Source organism: Planobispora longispora, from assembly GCF_016863135.1.
Classification (GTDB): Bacteria; Actinomycetota; Actinomycetes; order Streptosporangiales; family Streptosporangiaceae; genus Planobispora; species Planobispora longispora.
This window is the reverse complement of record NZ_BOOH01000051.1, coordinates 106654-126248: the sequence shown is the minus strand read 5'-3', so window position 1 is coordinate 126248 and position 19595 is coordinate 106654. Positions and strand designations below refer to the sequence as shown.

The window sequence follows — 19595 nt, the reverse complement described above, 5'->3', positions numbered from 1 at the left end:
GCATCGATGCCCCGAGTGTTTCCGCCGCCCGGAGGGACGCGGCGCCCGACACGATGCCCTTTCACGAAAATTGATCAATACGCTACGGACGGTATAGGCGCCCCGATATCACGCCACAGACCCAAGGACGCTCGTCTGACCCGATAACGGCCATATCCGGTATCGCATAGGGCGCCGCCTCCCCGTCCCCCGCGAAGCCCCTGCCCCTGCGTAACAGACCAGCCGAAGTCGTGAATTTCTCACTGTGCCCGGCCGCCGCCCCTCTCCATGCTCGTGGACATGACGACGATTCAGGTGGACGGGCTCGGCAGGAGCTACGGGGAGTTCGAGGCGGTCAGAGACGTATCGTTCACAGTCGAGCAGGGTGAGCTCTTCGCCCTGCTCGGGCGGAACGGCGCGGGGAAGACCACCACCGTCGAGGTATTGGCCGGGTTCCGGCCCGCCGGCCGGGGGACCGTGCGGGTCCTCGGGCTCGACCCGGTCGCGGACCGCGCCCGGATGCGCAGGCGGACCGGGATCATGCTGCAGGAGGCGGGGTTCTTCCCCGACCTGACCGTGGCCCAGACCGTGGACGCCTGGCGTGACTTCGTCGCCGCGCCCCGGTCCCGGGACGAGGCCCTGGAGCTCGCCGGGCTCGGCGCCAAGGCGGACACGAGGGTGCGCCAGCTCTCGGGCGGCGAGAAGCGCCGCCTCGACCTCGCGCTGGCCGTGCTGAACCGCCCCGACGTGCTCTTCCTCGACGAGCCGACCACCGGGATGGACCCCGAGGCGCGCAAGAACACCTGGCAGGTCATCCGGGACCTGGCCGGGCAGGGGACCACGATCCTGCTCACCACCCACTACCTGGACGAGGCCCAGCGGCTGGCGTCCACCATGGCGATCATGGATCGCGGGACGATCGTCGCGAGCGGCGGGATGGCCGAGACGCTCGCCGCGCAGGCCGGCCGGGTCGCCTTCGAGCTGCCCGCCGAGGTCTCCCCGCAGGACCTCCCGGTCCCGGTCACCGCCGTGGAGGGCCGTACCGCGGTCTGCCGCGTCGAGGACCCCGACCTCGCCGCGCAGACCCTGCTGGGCTGGGCGGGCGAACGCGGCGTGCGCCTGCGCGGGCTGGAGGTCCGTACGGCGACGCTCGAGGACCTCTTCCTCGACCTCGCCGGGAACGCCGGGAACGCCGGGACAGCCCCCGAGGAGACCCCCGTGAAGGATTCCGCGAAGAGTGAGGCGGCGTGAGCATGTCCGTACGTGACCTGGCGGTCGTGACCCGTTTCGGCGGCCGCCTGTTCTGGCGCGACCGCGCGGCGCTGAGCACGTCGGTGCTGCTCTTCCTGGGGCTGGGCATCGGCCTGCCCTTCATGATGGACAGGCTCCGCGGCGGGAGCCTCGACCTCGTGGTGGGCCAGCATGTGGGCGTGCTGGCGATGGTCCTGGTGATCTCCACGTTCAACCAGATCGTGGTCACGATCACCGCCCGCCGCGACCAGCTCCTGCTCAAGCGGATGCGGACCACCGGGCTGGGCGACGGCTCGATCCTGGGTGGCGAGGTCGCCAACCTCGTGCTGCAGAGCACGCTGCTGGCGGCCGTGATCTCCGGCGTCCTGTACGCGACGACGAGCCTCCCGGTCCCCCGCGACCCCCTGCTCTTCGCGCTCGCCGTCGTCCTCGGCTCCACCGTGCTGTGCCTGCTCGGGGTGGCGTTCACCCCGCTGGTGCCGCGCGCCGAGATCGCCGCCGCCATGGCGATGCCGTTCTTCATGCTCGCCGGGCTCGGCGGCGGAGGCTTCGGCCCGCTGGGAGAGATGCTGCCGGACTGGGTGGGCACGGCGCTCGGCCTCCTGCCCACTGAGGCGATCACCGATCTGGCCCGCACGGCCTACGCCCCGGACGGCACGCTCGCCGGGGATCTGAGGGCGGCGGCCGTACCGGCGCTGAACCTGGCCGTATGGACCGCGATCGCCCTGCTCGTGATCGCCCGTCGGTTCCGCTGGGAACCGCGCCGGTCATGATTGCCCGCTACAGGAATAATCGTCCGATATGCGAATAACCCCGAAGCAGCTCGCCATCGGCGCGATCGTCACCATCGCGGTGGGATTCCCGTTGACGGCGCTCCTGATGCTGCTGTCCACGGGGTCCGCCCTGCAGATCGCCGTGGCCGCCGCCGCGCTCGTCGCCTTCTACGTACCGTTCCACAGGGAGGTGAAGGCCGCCCTCGACGGCGCGGAACCGGGCGGGCTGACGGTCTCCACGGTGATCCTGATCATCGCCGCCTACGCCCCGATGACCGTGCTCGGCTTCTTCTGGGTCACGTTCCCCTCCATGCTCGGCTCGGTCCTGCTGCTGCGGCTGCGCATGCCGTGGGGGCTGGTCGCGCTGGCGCCGGTGGTGGGAGGACAGGTGTGGTTCGCCACGCTCGCCTACTCTTCCAATCCCTCCAGCTCCTCCAACTCCTCCAGCTCCCCCGTCTCCGTCTTCTACGGGGGGGTTCTACGTCGGGATCACGGTCCTGGTCACGAGCTTCGTGCTGTACGCGGCGGTGCGGCTGGTGGCGGTCACCCGGGAGCTGGAGCGGGCCCGGGCCGAGCTGGCGGAGGCCGCGGTGCTGCGCGAGCGGCTGCGCATCTCCCGGGACCTGCACGACGGGCTCGGCAGCAGCCTGACCACGATCGCGCTCAAGGGCGACCTCGCCCGCAGGCTCGTCGAGCGCGATCCCGTCTCGGCCGGGCACGAGCTCGCCGACCTGGTCCAGGTGGCCAGGGACGCCGCGCAGGACGTGCGGAACGTCGCGCGGGGCTACCGGGGGATGTCGCTGGCGGAGGAGGTGCGGCGCGCCGTGGCGCTGCTGGAGGCGTCGGGCGTCGGCTGTCAGACCAACCTCGCCGGGCTGGAGCTGGACCGGCGCACCGAGGAGGCGCTGGCCTGGGCGGTGCGCGAGGGGGTCACGAACGTGATCCGGCACAGCCGGGCGACGACCTGCTCGATCAGCACCTCTGCGGCGGGCGGGGCCGTACGGCTGGAGCTGGTCAACGACGGCGCCCCCGAGCGGGCGGCCGACGGCGGCGGCCTGACCGGCCTGCGGGAGCGGGCGGGCGGGCTGGGCGGCTCGCTGCGCGCCGAGCGGACCGGGAACGGCGGATTCCGGCTCTCGGTGGAGGTGCCGCTCGCGCTGGACGTGACCGCGTGATCCGGGTGCTCCTCGCCGAGGACATGCACATGATCCGGGCGGCGCTCACCGCGCTGCTCCGGCTGGAGCCCGACATCGAGGTGGTCGCCGAGGTCACCCGGGGCGACGAGATCGTCCCCGCGGCCCTGCGCACCGGGCCGGACGTGGCGATCCTGGACATCGACCTGCCCGGCGTCGACGGCATCACCGCCTCGGTGGAGCTGCGGGAGCGGCTGCCCGGCTGCCGCGTGCTGGTGCTCACCGCGATGGGCCAGCCCGGCCAGGTCCGCCGGGCTCTGGGCTGCGGCATCGAGGCGTTCCTCGTCAAGGACGCCCCGGGCGACCGCCTCGCCGACGCCGTCCGCCGCACCGCGCGGGGCCTGCGCGTGCTCGATCCCGAGCTGGTCTCCACGGCCATGGAGTACGGCGCCAGCCCGCTCACCGCCCGGGAGCGGGAGGTCCTCGGGCAGGCCGCGCGCGGCGCCCCGGCGGAGGAGATCGCCGCCAGGCTGCATCTGTCCGCCGGGACGGTGCGCAACTACCTGACCTCGGCCATCACCAAGACCGGGGCGCGCAACAAGATCGACGCCATCCGCATCGCCGAGGACGCGGGCTGGATCTGACCCGCCGCGCATCCGCGCCGCGCCGGACCGCCCCGGACCAGACCGCGCCGCGCCCGCACGCCGTCCCGGCGCGTCCCGGAACCGCGGCCGGCCGGGACCCCCGCGGGGACGGCCGGTCAGATGTCGGTGACGCGGAAGCCGGCGTGGGCCTTGTAGCGGCGGTTGACGGAGATCAGGTTGGCGGTGAGGGCCTCGACCTGGTGGGCGTTGCGCAGACGGCCGCCGTACACGCCGCGGACCCCGGCGATCCGGCCGGCCAGCGCCTGGACGAGGTCGGTGGCCTCGCGGTCGTCGCCCAGCACGAGCACGTCCAGATCGACCTCCTCGACCTCCGGGTCCAGCAGCAGGACGGCCGAGACGTGGTGGAAGGCGCCGACCACGCGGCTGCCGGTCAGGACCGCGGCGGCCTGCTGGGCGGCGCTGCCCTCCTCGACGGCGAGCGCGTAGGCGCCCTGCTTGTCGAAGCCCAGCGGGTTCACGCAGTCGACGACGATCTTCCCGTCCAGCTCGGCGCGGAGGGACTCCAGGGTGGCCTTGTGGCCGTCCCACGGCACCGCCACGATCACCACGTCGGCCTCGGCCGCCACGGTCGCGTTGTCGGCGCCGCGGACCGGCCCGGCGAGCCCGGCGAGGCTCTCGGCGGCCTCGCGCGCCCGCTCCTCGCTGCGCGACCCGATCAGCACGGTGTGCCCGGCGATGGCGAACCGCCTGGCCAGTCCCTTGCCCTGGTCGCCGGTGCCGCCCAGGATGCCGAGGGAGATTCCGCTCACGTCCGGCAGGTCAGTGCTCACTCATCGCTCCTCATCGTTCCCGTCCGGCCCCGCTCCGCGCCGGGCCGCTGACATGGCCGCGCCCGTCCGGACCCGCCGTCGCACGCTCCACGCCCAGATGATGCCAGAGCTGAGTTCCACAGACAGTCTCAGGGTGCCTGGGGCACCATTGGTCCCATGGACGCTGGGTCGGTGGCATTCCTGCGCGAGGTCCTGGAATCGACCTCCTGGGTCGAGCGCACCCGCGAGCTGGGCACGGCTCTGCGTGCGACCCGCTCCCCCGGGGGTCTGCTGGTGGTCGGCACCCCCGCGGACGAGCCCTGGCACCTGACCGCGCACCTGGGCGACGAGGCGCGCCTGTCGGGCCTGCCGCAGCTCGCCCCGACGCTGGTGCGCTGGACCCCGGCCCCGGACGCCCCCGCCCACCTGCGGGTCGGGCTGGAGCGGATCGAGCGGGCGGCGCGGGGCGAGACGCTGTTCGTGGTGGCGGAGGAGCGGGCGCCGGAGGCGCTGCTGGAGCGGGTCGGCGACGCCCGCCGCACCGGGGCGACCATCCTCGCGCTGGACTGCGGCGACCCCGACCTGGAAGGGCTGGCCCACGACGCCCTGGCGGTCCCCCTCCGGGCGCCGGTCTCCTTCGACGGCGCCCAGCACCTGGTGAGCATGGCCGCCGGCGAGGCCCCCCGCCGCCAGGGGTTCCGCGACCGCCTCGCCCGCATGCTGGAGCGCCTCAGCGGACCGCACGTCCCGGATTGAGCGCCCGGCGACCCGCTCCCGGAATCGAGGGCGTCCCGGCGGGCTCCCTGGGTCCCCGGCGGCCCTACCGCGGCGCCCAGTGCTCGCCGAGCCGGACGGTCAGGCCGTCGGCGGCCTCCCGCAGCGCGGCGATGACCACGGCCTGCACCGGGTCGGGCTCTCCGGAGCGGGTACGGCTGACGCGGGTCACCGCGTCGAGCCTGCGCGCGCCCACCCCCGGGATGGCGGTGACGGCGACCTCCCCCGCCGGGACGTCCAGCAGCGCCAGGGACGGCACGATCGCCGCGCCGTGGCCGGCCGCGACCAGGGCCAGGATCGGCGGGAACTCCTCGATCACGTGGACCCGGCGCGGGGTGAACCCGTGCAGGGCGGCCAGCCGGTCCAGCGCGTGGCCGCACGCCTGGCCCGGGGGCCCGGCGATCCAGGGCGCGTCCGCCAGATCCGCCACGTCGCGCGGGATCCCCTCCTGCCCCGGCGTCCAGCCCGGAGGCACCACGATCCGGTATTCGTCCACGTGGATCCGGTGGGAGACGACCGACGGCCGCTCCTGGACGGGCTCGTCGGCGTCGTGCTCGGTGATGACCAGGTCCACGCCGCCGAGCCGGAGCTCCTGGAGCGCGGCGGGGCCGTACAGCTCGATGATGCGCGGTTCGAGGCGGGGGTGGTCGCCGGCGAGCGCGCCCAGCGCGGGCACCAGCAGGTGCCGGATGACGGTGGGGAAGGCCGCGACGGTCACCGGCCCGGACAGGCGCTCGGTGAAGCGGGTCAGCTCCCTGCGGGCCTCGGCCAGCTCCTCCTCGACCCGTTCGGCGTATCCGGCGAGCACCCGCCCGGCCGGGGTGAGGGCCGCGCGGCGCTGGGAGCGGTCGATGAGCGCGAGCCCGACCTCCCGCTCCAGGAGGGCGAGCTGCTGGGAGACCGCGGAGGCGGTCAGGTGGAGCGCCTCCGCCGCGCGCATGACGCCGCCGCGGCGGGCGACCTCGTGCAGCACCCGGAGCCGCCGGGGGTCGATGTCCATACAGCTCAGCTTACGACGAGCTGAAGGAATCTTTACTTGCCCTTCAGATAAGGAGCTCGGAATCATGGTGCCATGAGTTCCTCCCGCACCGGAGCGTGATTCCGTGACGCTCCTCATCGACCTGATCGGCTGGGCCGGGGCCGCGACCCTGCTGTTCGCCTACGTCATGGCCTCGTCGTCCCGGATGGCCGGGGACGGCATGCCGTACCAGCTGCTCAACCTCTTCGGCTCGATCGCCCTGATGATCAGCACGGCCTACCACACCGCATGGCCCTCGACCATCCTCAACGCCGTCTGGGCGGTGATCGGCGTGACGGCCGTCACCAGGATGGTCACGGCCCGATCCAGGAAGAAGGCGTTGAACGCATCGTGAGACGGCTGATCGAGCTGAGCCACCGGATCACCGAGGGCATGGTCACCTACCCCGGCATCCCCGGGCCCCGGCTGGGCGTCCACCTGAGCCGCGAGGCCTCGCGCGACGTCTACGAGCCGGGCACCGAGTTCCACATCGGCAGCATCGAGCTGGCCGGCAACACCGGCACCTACCTCGACACCCCCTACCACCGCTACCCCGGCGGCCCGGACCTGTCCGAGGTGCCGCTGGAGGCGATGGCCGACCTGCCCGGCCTGGTCGTGCGCGCCGAGGGCCTGCGCTCGGTCGGCTTGGACCTGCTGACCGGCCTGGACGTGCGGGGCAAGGCGGTGCTCGTCCACACCGGCTGGGACCGGCACTTCGGCACCGAGGCCTACCTGCACGGCCACCCCTACCTGGAGCCCGAGGCGGCGCGGTGGCTGGCGGAGGCGGGGCCGGCGCTGGTCGGGATCGACGCGCTGAACATCGACGACACGCCGCCGCGCGGGCCCCGCCCCGCGCACACGCTGCTGCTCGGGGCGGGCATCCCGATCGTGGAGCACATGACCGGCCTCGCCGCCCTCCCGGACGGCGGGTTCCGCTTCCACGCCACCCCGCCGATGGTGGCGGGCCTGGGCACCTTCCCGGTGCGGGCCTACGCGGTCGTCGACGCCTAGGAGGCGCTCCGGGAGGAGCCGGGGCGCCCGGGAGCCGGCCCGGAAGTCCGGAGGGCGGCCCGGGAGCCGGCGGTCAGCCGCCGTTCCAGTCCCGGTCGTCCTCCTTCCACTTCTTGTTGCGATCGGCCGCGGTCTTCAGCGCGTCGGCCGCGGCCTCGCGCGTCTCGTAGGGACCCATGCGATCCTTGTTGGGACAGCCGCTCTCGGGTTCGGCCGTCATGTGCTTCAGGCAGAACCACCACTGATCACCCATATCAACCATCCTGCCCTGCCGTAACCCCAACTAGACTTGGAAAACATGACAACAGTGCTCCAGCCCGGGCGGATTTCGCCCATGCGTAAAGTCCCCGCCCACATTCAGCGGCCGGAGTACGTCGGGAAGAAAACCCCGAAAACCGGCGAGTCCGACGTCAAGACCCCCGAGATCATCGAGCGGATGCGGGTCGCCGGCAGGATCGCCGCCCAGGCGCTGGAGGAGGTCGGGCGGCACGTGGCGCCCGGCGTCACCACCGACGAGCTCGACCGGATCGGCCACGAGTTCGTCCTCGACCACGGCGCCTACCCGAGCACCCTCGGCTACCGGGGTTACCCCAAGTCCCTGTGCACCTCGATCAACGAGGTGATCTGCCACGGCATCCCGGACGACACCGTCCTGCGCGACGGCGACATCGTCAACGTCGACATCACCGCCTTCATCGGCGGCGTGCACGGCGACACCGACGCCACCTTCCTGGTCGGCGACGTGGACGAGGAGTCGCGCCTGCTGGTCGAGCGCACCCGCGAGGCCACCAGCCGGGCCATCAAGGCCGTCGCCCCGGGCCGGCAGCTCAACGTGGTCGGTCGGGTCATCGAGGCCTACGCCAAGAGGTTCGGCTACGGCGTGGTCCGCGACTTCACCGGCCACGGCATCGGCACGACGTTCCACTCCGGCCTGATCGTCCCGCACTACGACGACCCGTCGCTGGCGGTCACGCTGGAGCCCGGCATGACGTTCACCATCGAGCCCATGCTGACGCTCGGCACGATCGAGTACGACATCTGGCCGGACGGCTGGACCGCGGTGACCAAGGACCGCAAGCGCACCGCCCAGTTCGAGCACACCATCCTGGTCACCGAGACCGGCCACGAGATCCTGACGCTCCCCTGAGCGAGATCCCGGCGCTCCCCTGAGCGGGTCCCGGCCCGGCGCCCTAACGATCGCGGTCGCTGGGCACCACGGCGGTGACGGTGGTGCCCGCGCCGGGCACCCCGTTGACGGTGACCGTGCCGCCGATCTCGCTCAGGTGGGTCCGCATGGCGGTGACGCCCCGCCCCCCGGCCTGACCGGTGAACCCCTGGCCGTGGTCGCTCACCGTCATGCGCAGGCCGCTGGGCCCGAGCGTGACGGCGATCGAGACGAGGCCGGCCCCGCTGTGCCGCTCGACGTTGGACAGCGCCTCCCCCAGGGTGGCCAGAACCGCCCGGGCGACCCGGGGAGGCGCGTCGTGGGTGGGCAGCGCCCAGATCTCCACCGCGATCCCGGTACGTCCCGACCAGTCGGCGAGATGCTCCTCGAGAGCCTGGGCCAGGCTCCTTCCCTCGCGTATGCGAAGTTCTTCGGACACTCCTCAACCTTCCTGACGCACACGTCTCGGTCATCGGTCCCCAACCGAGCACGTGAACGAACGCGGCGCGTAACGGTGACAGAACGCTGCACCCGCTGCGGCGATGCCCGAACCCCCGCCTGAAAGGTTACAGGGAGACGGTCGGGGCGGCAGATGAGGATAGAGGGCCGTAGCCGTCGCGCTATTCGGCGCGATTTCGCTTATTGAGTTTGGCCAGGTACTCATTGTACGCGTCGAGCTCGGCGTCGCCGCTCCCTCCGGTCCGCGCCGCGACCGCGTCGGCGCGGCGGTCGGCGCGGCGCGCCTTCCGATCGTCGTCACGCCACCACTGCATGGCCAGGGCGATCAGCACGATCAGCGTCGGGATCTCCCCGAAGCCCCAGGCGATGGCCCCGCCGTCCCGCTGGTCGGCGAGCGCCGGGGCGCCCCAGGTGCGGCCGAGCTGGTCGTACCAGTCGGCGGCCAGGACGGTGCCCATGTTCATCAGCGCGATGCCGAAGAACGCGTGGAAGGGCATGGTGACGAACAGGACGATCAGCCGGGCCACGTGGGGAAGCCGGTGCGGCGCCGGGTCCACACCGATGATCACCCAGAAGAACAGGCACCCGCTGAGCAGGAAGTGCGCCGTCATCGCGATGTGCCCGAGGTGCTCCTCCATCGCCGCGGCGAACAGCGGCGTGAAGTACAGCACGTAGGCGGAGCCGACGAAGATCGCGGTGGCGATCGCCGGGTGGCCGACGAAGCGGACGAACCGGCTGTGCAGGATCGTGGTCAGCCACTCGCGGGGACCGCGGTCCCCGCGGCGCGCCGCGGGCTTGAGGGCGCGCAGGGCCAGGGTGACGGGAGCGCCGAGCACCAGGAAGATCGGGACCAGCATGGACAGCGTCATGTGCTCGACCATGTGCACGCTGAACAGAACCTTGGCGTACCGGGCGACGCCGCTCTGGGTGGCGACGACCAGGATCAGCACGCCGGTGAACCACGCCGCCGTACGGCCCCACGGCCAGGAGTCGCCGCGCCGGGCCAGCCGCCGCACCCCGGCGAGGTAGAGCCCGCCGAGCAGGACCGCCAGGGTGCCCGAGAACAGATCGAGCCACCACAGCGAGGCCAGGTTCGCCGGCGAGATCTCCGGCGGCATCGGGTAGCCCAGCAGCTCGAAGGCCCGATCGGCCGGGAGGACCGCCGGGGGCGGCGCCGTGCGGGAGAGCGCGACGGCCAGCCCGACGGCCGCGAACATGATCACGACCTCGCCGATGGCGAAGCGCGCGAACGCGCCCGACCGCCCGGCGCCGGACTTTCCGGACGCTCCGGAGCGGGCCGAGGCGAGCTGGGGCAGGGTCCGCCGCCGATGCCACCAGCCCGCGACCCCGAGCAGCGCGAACGCCGCGGTCTTGGCCAGCAGCAGCAGGCCGTAGGCGGAGGTGAACAGCTCGGAGAGCGAGGTGAGCCGGGCCACCACGCTGAACAGGCCCGACAATCCCACGCCGATGAAGCACCACAGCGCCATCGAGGAGAACCGGGTGGCGGCGACCTCCAGGTGCGGCTGCCCGCGCAGCGCGTGGGCGCACAGCACGGCCAGCCCGCCCACCCAGAGCGCCAGGACCACCAGGTGGACGGCCACGCCGGTGGTGGCCAGGTCGTGGTTGGGGGAGGAGGCGGAGTGCCCGGTCAGCGCGGGCGGGAGCATGGTCACCAGGGAGAGGACGAGCAGGCCGCCCGCCGCGCCGACGGTGATCGCCCCCCGGGAGAACAGCGCGACGGCCACCGCGAACAGCACCACCAGGGTGAGCGAGATGCCCTGCGACACCTGGCTGGCGAAACTGGTCAGCTCGTCGCCGCCGAGCACGTCGGCGACGGGCAGGCCGAGCACGTCGGACAGGCTGAAGACCATCGTCGCCACGGCGGCGGCCGCCCAGACGAGCGCCAGCCATGAGGCGGCTCTGACGTACGCCTGCGCGGACTTGCCCAGCAGCCCCTTGTCGCTGGGGAAGAAGACGGCGGCGGCCAGCAGCGTGCCGACGGTGAGCACGCCCGCGGCGTCCATCACCAGCTTGGCCAGGGGCAGTCCCCACCGGGTGAGCGCGCCCTCGTCGGAGAGCCCGGGGATGATCCGGGGGGTCGCGGCCCCGGTCGCGATCATCGCGACCACCAGGGCGGCGACCGCGGCGCCCGCGCCCGCCAGCGCCAGCCGCACCGTCCGTCCGGTCCCGTCCCGGACGCCTTCCTCCGCCACGATGCTCGCCTTCTCGCTGCCGATCTTCTCGACGCCGGTTTTCCCGACGCCGGTTTTCTCGCCGCCGTCCCGCTCCGCGGTGCTCATGGCTGCTTCTTGTTGCGCATGCTGAAGAACAGTCCGATGCCGATGCCGGTCAGTCCTCCGATGACGAGCCAGAGCCAGCCGGGCACACCGCCGGAGCCCGCCGTGTCCGCCGCCGGAGCCGGGGTGAGCCGCACCGGGGACTCCGAGGCCCCGGGCGCCGCCGTACCGGCCGGGCTCTCCTCCGGGCTCGGGCTCGCGCTCGTCCCGGGCGTCTCCGCGGCCGGGCTCGGAGCCGTGCTCCCGGTCAGGGTGAAGGGGACCTCCCCCTCGATCGGGTGACCGTCCGAGGAGACCACGCGGTAGGCGATGACGTATTCGCCCGGCGGGAGGTCCGGCTTGACCTCCTGGGTCACCACGGGACCGTCCGAGGCGGGCTTGCCGTCGTGGTACGGCGCGCCGTCCGCCGAGCGCACGACGACTTTCGGAAAGCGCACCGAGGCGGTGAACGTCAGCTTCACCCTCTCCAGGCTCTCGACTTTCTCCCCCTTGCCGGGGTCGCTGCTTTTCAGCGTGTCGTGGGCCAGAGCCGGCGCGGCGGGGACCGTGCTGAGGACGAGGGCGGCGAGCAGCACCAGGGCGGCCGCGAATGGGGAAGTCTTCATGGCATCCCCAAGGCTACCGAGAGCCTGCCCCGGTCCCGCCCCCTCCGTCTCTCTCAGCGTGCTGAAGGCCCGGAAGACCTACAGGCCCACGCAGGCCAGCGCCCGGTGGTAGGCCTCCACGCTGCGGTCGGTCTCGTCGACCCGGTCCAGGATCTGCGCGGCGGTCACCCAGGACTGGGTGGTGAACCGGGTGGTCGGCAGTGGCTCCAGCAGTGCGATCGCCTCGGTCAGCTCACCGACGGCCTCCCCGGTCCTGCCGAGCTCGGCGAGGACCTGGCCGGCCATCAGATGGGCGTCTGCCCGCAGGTCGTTCGGCATCCCCTCGAGGAGGGCGCTGATCGTCTGGATGTGCGCCTCGGCCCGTTCCGAAGAACCGAGCAGGAGCTCGGCGCGGATGAGATTCATCGCGCAGCGCAGCTTGTCCCTCGACGTGCTGGCGCTCTCGGCCAGCTCCACCTTCACCCGCTCCAGGGTGTCGCGCCAGGTCGCCGCCTCCGTGGGACGGACCAGCAGCATGATGGCCGCGTAGTCGTTGTGCAGCCGGCTGGAACGGCGGGGGTCGCCGTACTCCGACTGGATGGCCACCGCCCGTTGGACATGGGTGACCGCCTTGTCGCCGTCCTTGGTCTCCACCGCGAGGATGGCCGCTCCCCAGTGCGCCAGGGTGAGGGCCAGCGGCGTGCCGAGAGTCTCGGCCGCCGCGATGAGCTCGTCGGAGAACTGCTGCGCCCGCAGCAGGTCCCCCCGGTCGATGTAGGCGGCGAGGAGCTGCGCGCCCAGCCTGATCAGGCCGTCGGTCCACACGGGCCGCACGGCCCCGCCGAGGATCTCCTCCACGACGGTCACCGCCCGCCCGAGGTCTCCCCGCTCGCGGTAGCACATGGACAGCTCCGTCACGATGTCGATGTGCCGCTCGGGGGACATGTCGGCCGCGTCGCGCTCACGCAGCCGGTTCAGCAGGCCGATCGCCGCGTCGAGGTCGCCGCAGGCCTGCGCCGCGATCGCCAGGCCGTACTCGGCCTCCTGACGGAGCTGCGGCAGGCCCGCGAGTCCGTTGTCCGTGAGGAGTTCGGTGTATCGGGTGCGCGCCTCGGCCACCTCGCCGTTCTCCATGGCCATCCGGGCATAGCCGAGGGCGAGCTCGATCTCCTGCATTTGCTCCGCGGTCACGCCGTTCAGCAAATAGGTGAGCGAGCAGTCGAGTTTGACGGCGAGAAGTTCCAGCACCGCGGGGGTCGGAGTGCGCTTGCCGCTCTCGATGAGCGACACGTAACTGTCGGACAGTTCGGGGTGGGCGAGCTGCGCCTGGGAAAGGCCGCGCTGACGGCGCACGGTCTTGATACGCTGCCCGACCAAGTCTTGACCAGTCACGTTACCCCTTGAAAGATGTTGGTTGAGCAGCAGAACCTACGACAGGAGTCTCCCGTGCGTCGACGCCTTGCCTTCTCTGCCCTCGCGGTCCTGTTCGCGACCGTAGTCGCCGTTGCAGGCAATGCTACGGCCGCTGGCGCTGATTCGTCTGCCTCCCCTGCGGCAGAAGGTGTGGTCCAGCAGGCCGGCCCCTGGGGCTACCCCATCTAGTTTGATACGACGCGTCTCTGCGCGGCACGGAGGACATGAGCCGCGAAGAGGCGCATAACCGCGACCCGGCAGTTTTCTTCCAGAAGAAGCGAGTTCCCTCACACGCTTCAGAGATGTTCGGCGTGTTCCACGGGCCCACCGGCAGTGGGACACGCCGGACAGCCGCCATGTCAAGGGCGCACCGGCCCGCACCACACGTCCACTCGCCAACGTCATCAAGCTGCCCCCTCATGACAACGATGACATACGGCGAGAAAACCACATCCCATTGCCCAGCACAAGAGCAGCGCGGCACTTCGGTCAGCACGCTTACCGATCGCACCGGCGCCCCCGCGGATCCGCGGGGCGGGGAATCGCCGCAAAGCCCCAAGGAGGCCCGGAAGTCACTCGCGCCGGGTGACGGCACCCGCGGCGCACGCTCCCCTCGGAGCTTCCCGGCCACCTCGCGGCACCGCTTCTTCACCCGCGCGCCGTCCCGTCAATCAAGCCGGGGATCGCCGCCTCATCCCCTCACGCGATCGCCGGCCTCCGGATAAGCGACCGGATCCCGCCGGCGGGGCCATTCCCCGAGTATGCCGGCGCCGATGTTCGATACACCGTAAATACATTACGAATACCCAGCCCCACATAGAGGCGGGTTGATTCACAAAAAAATCAGCACTAGCCTCGTGAAGCTCATTTATCCACTGTTCAGTATGGCTTGTCCGTCTTAACGTCTTGGGGCCCCGGTGAGATTTTCGATCTTGGGTAGTGTGGCCGTTCGACGTCCCGGCGGTGAGACCGTCCCCGTCTCCCGGCTCAAACACCGCCAGCTGATGGCGGCGCTCCTCCTGGGCGGCGGCGCCCCCGTCCCCGTCCCCCACCTGATGCGGGCGTTGTGGGACGACGCCCCTCCGCCCTCCGCCGATCGGAATCTCAAGACCTACGTCCACACGCTCCGCGGACTCCTCTCCCCCGACCGCCCGCGCTCGGCGCCGATCCGCACCCACGGGACCGGATACCTCATCGCGCTCCAGCCGGACGAGCTGGACCTGCTCGTTTTCCGCGATCACGTACGGCGCGGCAGGCGATCGGCACGCGCCGGCGACCCGGAGACCGCGTGCCGCCACCTCGAACACGCCCTCGACCTGTGGCACGGCGAGCCCCTCCAGGACGCCCGGGGGAGCACGGTGCTCGACGACGCCGCGGGCCGCCTGGCCGAAGAGCGGCTGGCGGCGGCGGAAGAGCTCGCGGAGCTGCAGCTCGGCATGGGCAGGCACCTGGAGGCCGTCGCCCGGCTGCGGCCGGAGGCCGCGGCCCACCCGGTGAACGAGCGGCTCTGGGAGCAGCTCATGCGCGGGCTCCACCTGTCCGGCGACCGGGCCGCGGCACTGCGCGCCTACGAGCGGCTCAGGAAGGCCCTGGCGGAGGAGAGCGGGCTGGAACCCGGCGAGCCGGTCCGGGAACTCCACCGGCGCATCCGCGAGCTCCGCGAGCTCCGCGAGCTCCGCGTCTCCGACTCCGCGAGCTCCGCGAGCTCCGCAGGTTCCGCGAGCTCCGCGAGTTCCGTCGGTCCTACGGGCCCCGTGAGCCCTGCGGACTCCACAGGCTCCGCAAGCTCCGCGGGTTCCGTGAGCTCCGCGGACTCCGCGGACTCCGCGGCTCCCGCTCCGTCCGCGCTCACCGCTCCCGAGCCGGATCCGGCCGGCCCGCCTTCCCCCGCCGCAACCGCGCCGCCGCGTCAGCTACCGCGCGATCTCACCGGCTTCGTCGGCCGGACCGAGGAACTCGTCCGGCTGCGATCGCTGCTCGCCCCCTGGGACGGCGCCCGCCCGCACCACGTGGTCGCGATCACCGGGGCGCCGGGATCGGGCAAGTCGGCCCTGGCCGTCCGGACCGCCCACGCGGTCGCCGGTTTCTTCCCCGGCGGGCAGCTCTACGCCAACCTGCACGGGGCGACTCCGGGCATCCGCAGGCTGGAGCCGCTGGACGTGCTCGGCCGTTTCCTGCGGGACCTGGGCACTCCCCCGCACGCCGTACCGGACGACGTCGACCAGGCCGCGGCCATGTGGCGCAGTCTCCTCCACGGCCGCCGGACCCTCGTCGTGCTGGACGACGTCGCGGATCTGGCCCAGATCCGCCCCCTGCTGTCGGTGCCGGAGGGCAACGCGATCCTGGCCACCAGCCGGGAGAACTTCGTCCTGGTCGACGACTGCGTCCGGGTGCCGATCGGGCGGTTGCGCCGGGCCGAGGCGACGGCGATGTTCGCGAAGCTGGTGGGCGCCGGGCGCGCCGCCGCGGACGTCCGGGCGACGGGCAGGCTGATCGACCTGTGCGCGGGGCTGCCCCTGGCGGTGGGCATCGCGGGGGCCCGGCTGGCGAACCGGCCGGGCTGGGCGGTGGCCGACCTGGTGACGCGGCTGGAGGACGAGCGCAGGCGCCTGCGCGAGCTGGAGGCGGGCGACGTCGCGGTCCGCTCCAGCCTGGCGGTCAGCTACGACCTGCTCTCCGGCGGCGCCTCCCTGGAGCGGACGGCGGCCCGGGCCCTGCGCCTGATCGGCATGCTCGAGGTGGCCGACGTGACGCCGTACGTCGTGGCGGCCCTGCTGGACGCCCCGGTCGATCTCGCGGAGCGGGCGCTGGAACGGCTGCTGGACGCCCATCTCGTCGAGTGCGACGAGCCGGACCGGTACCGCCTGCACGACCTGGTACGGCTCTTCGCCCGGGAACAGGCTGAAAGGACGGGGCAGGAATCTTCCCGGGAAGCGCTCGACAGGGCGCTGGAGGCGTACGTCGCGACCACCCGTCTCGCCATGGAACTGACCGGGTATCCTCGCAGCACCCTCCTGCCCGACATCCGGCTCAGAGAGAATCCCGTCCCGCTCGCCTCAGGAAGAGAGGCCCAGCAGTGGCTGGATCAGGAGCGGTCCAATCTCCTGTCCGCCGCCTCCCAAGGCATGGCGTCCGCCGCCGATCGGACTGTCCGGCTCGGTCTCGCCCTGGTTTCCGAGACCTTCTGGAACCTCCTGTACACCGGCCACCGCATGTCCGCGCTCGACGTCACCCGTCGCGCCCTCGATGCGGGAAGCCGTCTGGGCGACCGAGTGCTCACAGCGACCGGCCACTATTACCATGCGAGCGCTCTCTGCCTCGCCTATCGCTATGCGGAAGCGTTCTCCCATTACGAGAGGCAACTCGCCCTCTATCGTGAGCTGGGCGACTCGTACGGTGAACAGCGCTCTCTGGGCGGTCTCGCCCAGACCTGCAACGACTTGGGGCGTCATGGGGAGGCCATCGCATATGCGGAAGCGCAGCTGGCCCTCAGCGGAGCGATCGGATTCGGGCAGGGCAGGTTCTACGCTCTCTTGATGATCGGCATAGCGCGCAGGGGTCTGGGGCAGCTTGACCAGGCGCTCGCCACGCTGGAGGAAGCCCTTTCCCATCTTCCCGAGAGCGTCCACCCGCTCCGCTATGAGGCGACGCTTCGCGAGGAAATCGGCAAGGTCCACCTCGACAAAGAGGATCCGGTATCGGCCAGGGCCTGCTTCGAGAAGGGGCTCGTCGCCGCGCGGGCCGCGAAGATGCCCGTCGCCGAACCGCATTTCCTGTTCGGACTCGCCCGCTCCCACCGGCTTCTCGGCGAGCTCGACCGGGCCGCCGACTACCTGGAGCAGACTTTCTCTCTCTGCCGGGCGACGGGGAACGAGGTGCTGGAGAAGGAAGCCCTCGAAGAGGAGAGGGTCGTCCTCGCCGCCCGCGGGATGCTCACGGCGTCCGAGAACGGGAGCACGGCCGGCCGAGCGGGGACGGCCGGCTGAGGCGGGGACGGCCGGGCAGCGCAACAGTCGCCAACGCCGGACCACGGGTTTCGCGGTGTCTGCCATGGCGGCACCCGGGGCGGCTTGATGTACTGCTGAAATGAGCGAGACCGAGACACGGCAGAGCCAGGGCGTCGGGGACAGCGTGCTCCGCTCCGACGGGGCGTTGAAGGTGACGGGCGAGTTCGCCTACTCCTCCGACCTGTATCTCGCGGACATGGTCTGGGGCGCGACCCTGCGCAGTCCGCACCCGTCGGCCTGGATCCGCTCGATCGACATCGGTCCCGCGCTGGCGATGCCGGGCGTGTTCGCCGTGCTCACCCACGAGGACGTGCCGGGCGAGAAGTTCTACGGCCTGGAGCGCAGGGACCAGCCGGTGCTCGCCGTCGATCAGGTCCGCTACCAGGGTGAGCCGGTGGCGCTGGTGGCCGCCGACCACCCGGAGCGGGCCCGCCGGGCGGCGAAGGCGATCGTGGTGGACTACGAGCTCCGCGAGGCGGTGACCGATCCGCGCCGGGCCGCGTTCGATCCGGACTGCCCGCGGGTCCACGACTCCGGCAACGTGCTGCGCCACCAGCCCGTCCGGGTCGGCTCGGAGTTCTCCGCGCCCGTCGTGGTCACCGGGGAGTACGAGGTCGGCATGCAGGACCAGGCGTTCCTGGGACCCGAGTCCGGCCTGGCCGTACCGGCCGAGGACGGCGGGGTGGACCTGTACGTCGCCACCCAGTGGCTGCACGTGGACCGCGACCAGGTCGCGCCGTGCCTCGGGCTGCCCGCCGAGAAGGTACGGGTGACGCTGGCCGGGGTGGGCGGCGCGTTCGGCGCCAGGGAGGACCTGTCGATGCAGGTCCACGCGTGCATGCTGGCGCTGCGCACCGGCCGGCCCGTGAAGATCGTCTATGGCCGGGAGGAGTCGTTCTTCGGGCACGTGCACCGGCACCCGGCCCGGATGCGCTACGAGCACGGCGCGACCCGCGAGGGGAAGCTGGTCTACGTCAAGGCGGAGATCCTCCTGGACGGCGGCGCCTACTGCTCCTCCTCCCCCGCCGTGGTCGGCAACGCCGCCTCGCTCGGGGTCGGGCCGTACGAGGTCGGCAACATCCGCGTCGACGCCTACGGCGTCTACAGCAACAACCCGCCCTGCGGCGCGATGCGCGGCTTCGGCGCGGTGCAGGCGTGCTTCGCCTACGAGTCGCAGATGGACAAGCTGGCCGAGGCGTGCGGGCTCGACCCGGTCGAGATCAGGATCCGCAACGCCGTCTCCCAGGGCTCGCGGCTGGCCACCGGACAGGTGATCGACTCCCCCGCGCCGCTGGCCGGCATGCTCCGCGAGCTCGCCGCGATGCCGCTCCCGCCCGCGAGCGGGGACGACCTTCTGGACATGCCCGGCGGCGTCTCCCAGACCACCCGCGGCGAGGGGGTGCGGCGCGGCGTCGGCTACGGCGTGGGCATCAAGAACATCTGCTTCTCCGAGGGCTTCGACGACTACTCCACCGCCCGGGTCCGGGTGGAGCTGCTCGGCGGCGAGCCGCACGTGCTCGTGCACACCGCCGCCGCCGAGGTCGGGCAGGGACTGGTGACCGTCCAGGAGCAGATCGCCCGCACCGAGCTGGGAATCGACCGGGTGACGGTGGCCACGGCCGACACGGCGGTCGGCTCGGCGGGCTCCTCCTCGGCCTCCCGGCAGTCGTACGTCACCGGCGGCGCGGTCCGGGCCGCGTGCGAGGCCGTGCGGGAACGGCTGGGCAAACTGCGGGCCGACGGATCGACGCTGGCCGAGGTCCTGGAGCGCACCGGCCCGGTCGAGGAGACCCGGGTCTACCGGCACCGGCCGACCTTCCCGATGGACCCGGTGACCGGGCAGGGCGACTCCCACACCCAGCTCGCCCTGTGCGTGCACCGCGCGGTGGTGGACGTGGACGTGGAGCTGGGCCTGGTCAAGGTCGTGGAGCTGGCGGCGGTGCAGGACGTCGGGAGGATCCTCAACCCGATCGCGCTGGAGGGGCAGATCCACGGCGGCTCGGCGCAGGGGCTGGGGCTGGCGCTGATGGAGGAGATCCAGGTCTCCGGCGGCGTGGTGCGCAACCCGTCGTTCACCGACTACCTGATCCCCACCGCCCTCGACATGCCGCCGATGAAGGTCTCGATCCTGGAGAACCCCGATCCGCACGCGCCGTACGGCCTGCGCGGCGCGGGCGAGCCGCCCACGCTGTCGTCCACCCCGGCGGTGGCGGCCGCCGTGCGGGCCGCGACCGGGCTGGAGCTGCCCCGGGTGCCGATCCGTCCCCATGACATCGCGCTGAACGGGTAGGAAGCGGTCGATCCCCCACGTGTGAGA

General features: G+C 72.1%; 18 protein-coding genes. 10 read left to right on the top strand and 8 right to left on the bottom strand.

Annotation, left to right across the window (positions count from 1 at the left end; genetic code table 11):
- Positions 1–279 precede the first annotated feature (279 nt).
- Positions 280–1230 (top strand): ABC transporter ATP-binding protein, encoded by a 951-nt coding sequence (locus Plo01_RS30690; RefSeq protein WP_203894212.1) that lies wholly within the window; start codon positions 280–282, stop codon positions 1228–1230.
- 2 nt (positions 1231–1232) lie between these two features.
- Complete coding sequence (locus Plo01_RS30685; protein WP_203894211.1) at positions 1233–2003, top strand: ABC transporter permease; 771 nt, start codon at positions 1233–1235, stop codon at positions 2001–2003.
- A gap of 261 nt (positions 2004–2264) precedes the next feature.
- Here Plo01_RS30685 and Plo01_RS30680 read toward each other — a convergent pair whose 3' ends face one another.
- The gene (locus tag Plo01_RS30680) at positions 2265–2405 is read right to left on the bottom strand and encodes a hypothetical protein (RefSeq protein WP_203894210.1); all 141 of its coding nucleotides are present in this window, start codon (positions 2403–2405) and stop codon (positions 2265–2267) included.
- A gap of 110 nt (positions 2406–2515) precedes the next feature.
- Between Plo01_RS30680 and Plo01_RS30675 the strand changes: the two genes are divergently transcribed.
- Together Plo01_RS30675 and Plo01_RS30670 are read left to right on the top strand one after the other, a co-directional pair.
- On the top strand, positions 2516–3178 hold the full coding sequence (locus Plo01_RS30675) for a sensor histidine kinase (RefSeq protein WP_203894209.1): 663 nt from the start codon (positions 2516–2518) through the stop codon (positions 3176–3178).
- Complete coding sequence (locus Plo01_RS30670) at positions 3175–3780, top strand: response regulator transcription factor (RefSeq protein WP_203894208.1); 606 nt, start codon at positions 3175–3177, stop codon at positions 3778–3780. Before Plo01_RS30675 ends, Plo01_RS30670 begins: the two co-directional genes overlap by 4 nt.
- 116 nt (positions 3781–3896) lie before the next feature.
- On the opposite strand, the gene npdG is transcribed toward Plo01_RS30670, so the two are convergent.
- Positions 3897–4571, bottom strand: a complete 675-nt coding sequence (npdG, locus tag Plo01_RS30665; protein WP_203894207.1) for an NADPH-dependent F420 reductase — start codon at positions 4569–4571, stop codon at positions 3897–3899.
- Between the two features lie 156 nt (positions 4572–4727).
- Between npdG and Plo01_RS30660 the strand changes: the two genes are divergently transcribed.
- Entirely contained in the window at positions 4728–5306 is a 579-nt protein-coding gene (locus Plo01_RS30660; protein ID WP_203894206.1) for a hypothetical protein, read from the top strand.
- A gap of 64 nt (positions 5307–5370) precedes the next feature.
- On the opposite strand, the gene Plo01_RS30655 is transcribed toward Plo01_RS30660, so the two are convergent.
- Complete coding sequence (locus Plo01_RS30655) at positions 5371–6324, bottom strand: LysR family transcriptional regulator (protein WP_203894205.1); 954 nt, start codon at positions 6322–6324, stop codon at positions 5371–5373.
- Between the two features lie 103 nt (positions 6325–6427).
- Here Plo01_RS30655 and Plo01_RS30650 point away from each other — a divergent pair, with 103 nt between their 5' ends.
- Both Plo01_RS30650 and Plo01_RS30645 read left to right on the top strand, forming a co-directional pair.
- Entirely contained in the window at positions 6428–6697 is a 270-nt protein-coding gene (locus tag Plo01_RS30650) for a CBU_0592 family membrane protein (protein ID WP_203894204.1), read from the top strand.
- Positions 6694–7353: a cyclase family protein gene (locus Plo01_RS30645; RefSeq protein WP_203894203.1), complete on the top strand. Its 660-nt coding sequence runs from the start codon at positions 6694–6696 to the stop codon at positions 7351–7353. Before Plo01_RS30650 ends, Plo01_RS30645 begins: the two co-directional genes overlap by 4 nt.
- 73 nt (positions 7354–7426) lie before the next feature.
- On the opposite strand, the gene Plo01_RS30640 is transcribed toward Plo01_RS30645, so the two are convergent.
- On the bottom strand, positions 7427–7606 hold the full coding sequence (locus Plo01_RS30640) for a hypothetical protein (protein WP_203894202.1): 180 nt from the start codon (positions 7604–7606) through the stop codon (positions 7427–7429).
- A 45-nt stretch (positions 7607–7651) separates the two neighbouring features.
- Here Plo01_RS30640 and map point away from each other — a divergent pair, with 45 nt between their 5' ends.
- Entirely contained in the window at positions 7652–8500 is an 849-nt protein-coding gene (map, locus tag Plo01_RS30635) for a type I methionyl aminopeptidase (protein ID WP_203894201.1), read from the top strand.
- Positions 8501–8543: 43 nt separating this feature from the next.
- Here the strand turns inward: map and Plo01_RS30630 are convergent, their stop codons facing one another.
- The 4 genes from Plo01_RS30630 to Plo01_RS30615 all read right to left on the bottom strand — a co-directional run bounded on the left by Plo01_RS30630 (position 8544) and on the right by Plo01_RS30615 (position 13250).
- Complete coding sequence (locus tag Plo01_RS30630) at positions 8544–8957, bottom strand: sensor histidine kinase (RefSeq protein WP_203894200.1); 414 nt, start codon at positions 8955–8957, stop codon at positions 8544–8546.
- A gap of 181 nt (positions 8958–9138) precedes the next feature.
- Positions 9139–11277, bottom strand: a complete 2139-nt coding sequence (locus Plo01_RS30625) for a bifunctional copper resistance protein CopD/cytochrome c oxidase assembly protein (protein WP_203894199.1) — start codon at positions 11275–11277, stop codon at positions 9139–9141.
- Positions 11274–11879 carry a copper resistance CopC family protein gene (locus tag Plo01_RS30620; RefSeq protein ID WP_203894198.1) on the bottom strand — a complete coding sequence of 202 codons (606 nt, stop codon included), beginning with the start codon at positions 11877–11879 and terminating at the stop codon, positions 11274–11276. Before Plo01_RS30620 ends, Plo01_RS30625 begins: the two co-directional genes overlap by 4 nt.
- A 78-nt stretch (positions 11880–11957) precedes the next feature.
- A complete protein-coding gene (locus Plo01_RS30615) occupies positions 11958–13250 on the bottom strand; it encodes a helix-turn-helix domain-containing protein (protein WP_203894197.1) in 1293 nt (430 codons plus the stop codon).
- Positions 13251–14212: 962 nt separating this feature from the next.
- On the opposite strand from Plo01_RS30615, the gene Plo01_RS30610 reads away from it, so the two are divergent.
- Positions 14213–17257, top strand: a complete 3045-nt coding sequence (locus Plo01_RS30610; RefSeq protein ID WP_203894196.1) for an AfsR/SARP family transcriptional regulator — start codon at positions 14213–14215, stop codon at positions 17255–17257.
- A gap of 100 nt (positions 17258–17357) precedes the next feature.
- Positions 17358–19568, top strand: a complete 2211-nt coding sequence (locus tag Plo01_RS30605) for a xanthine dehydrogenase family protein molybdopterin-binding subunit (RefSeq protein ID WP_203894195.1) — start codon at positions 17358–17360, stop codon at positions 19566–19568.
- The last annotated feature ends 27 nt before the right edge of the window (positions 19569–19595 follow it).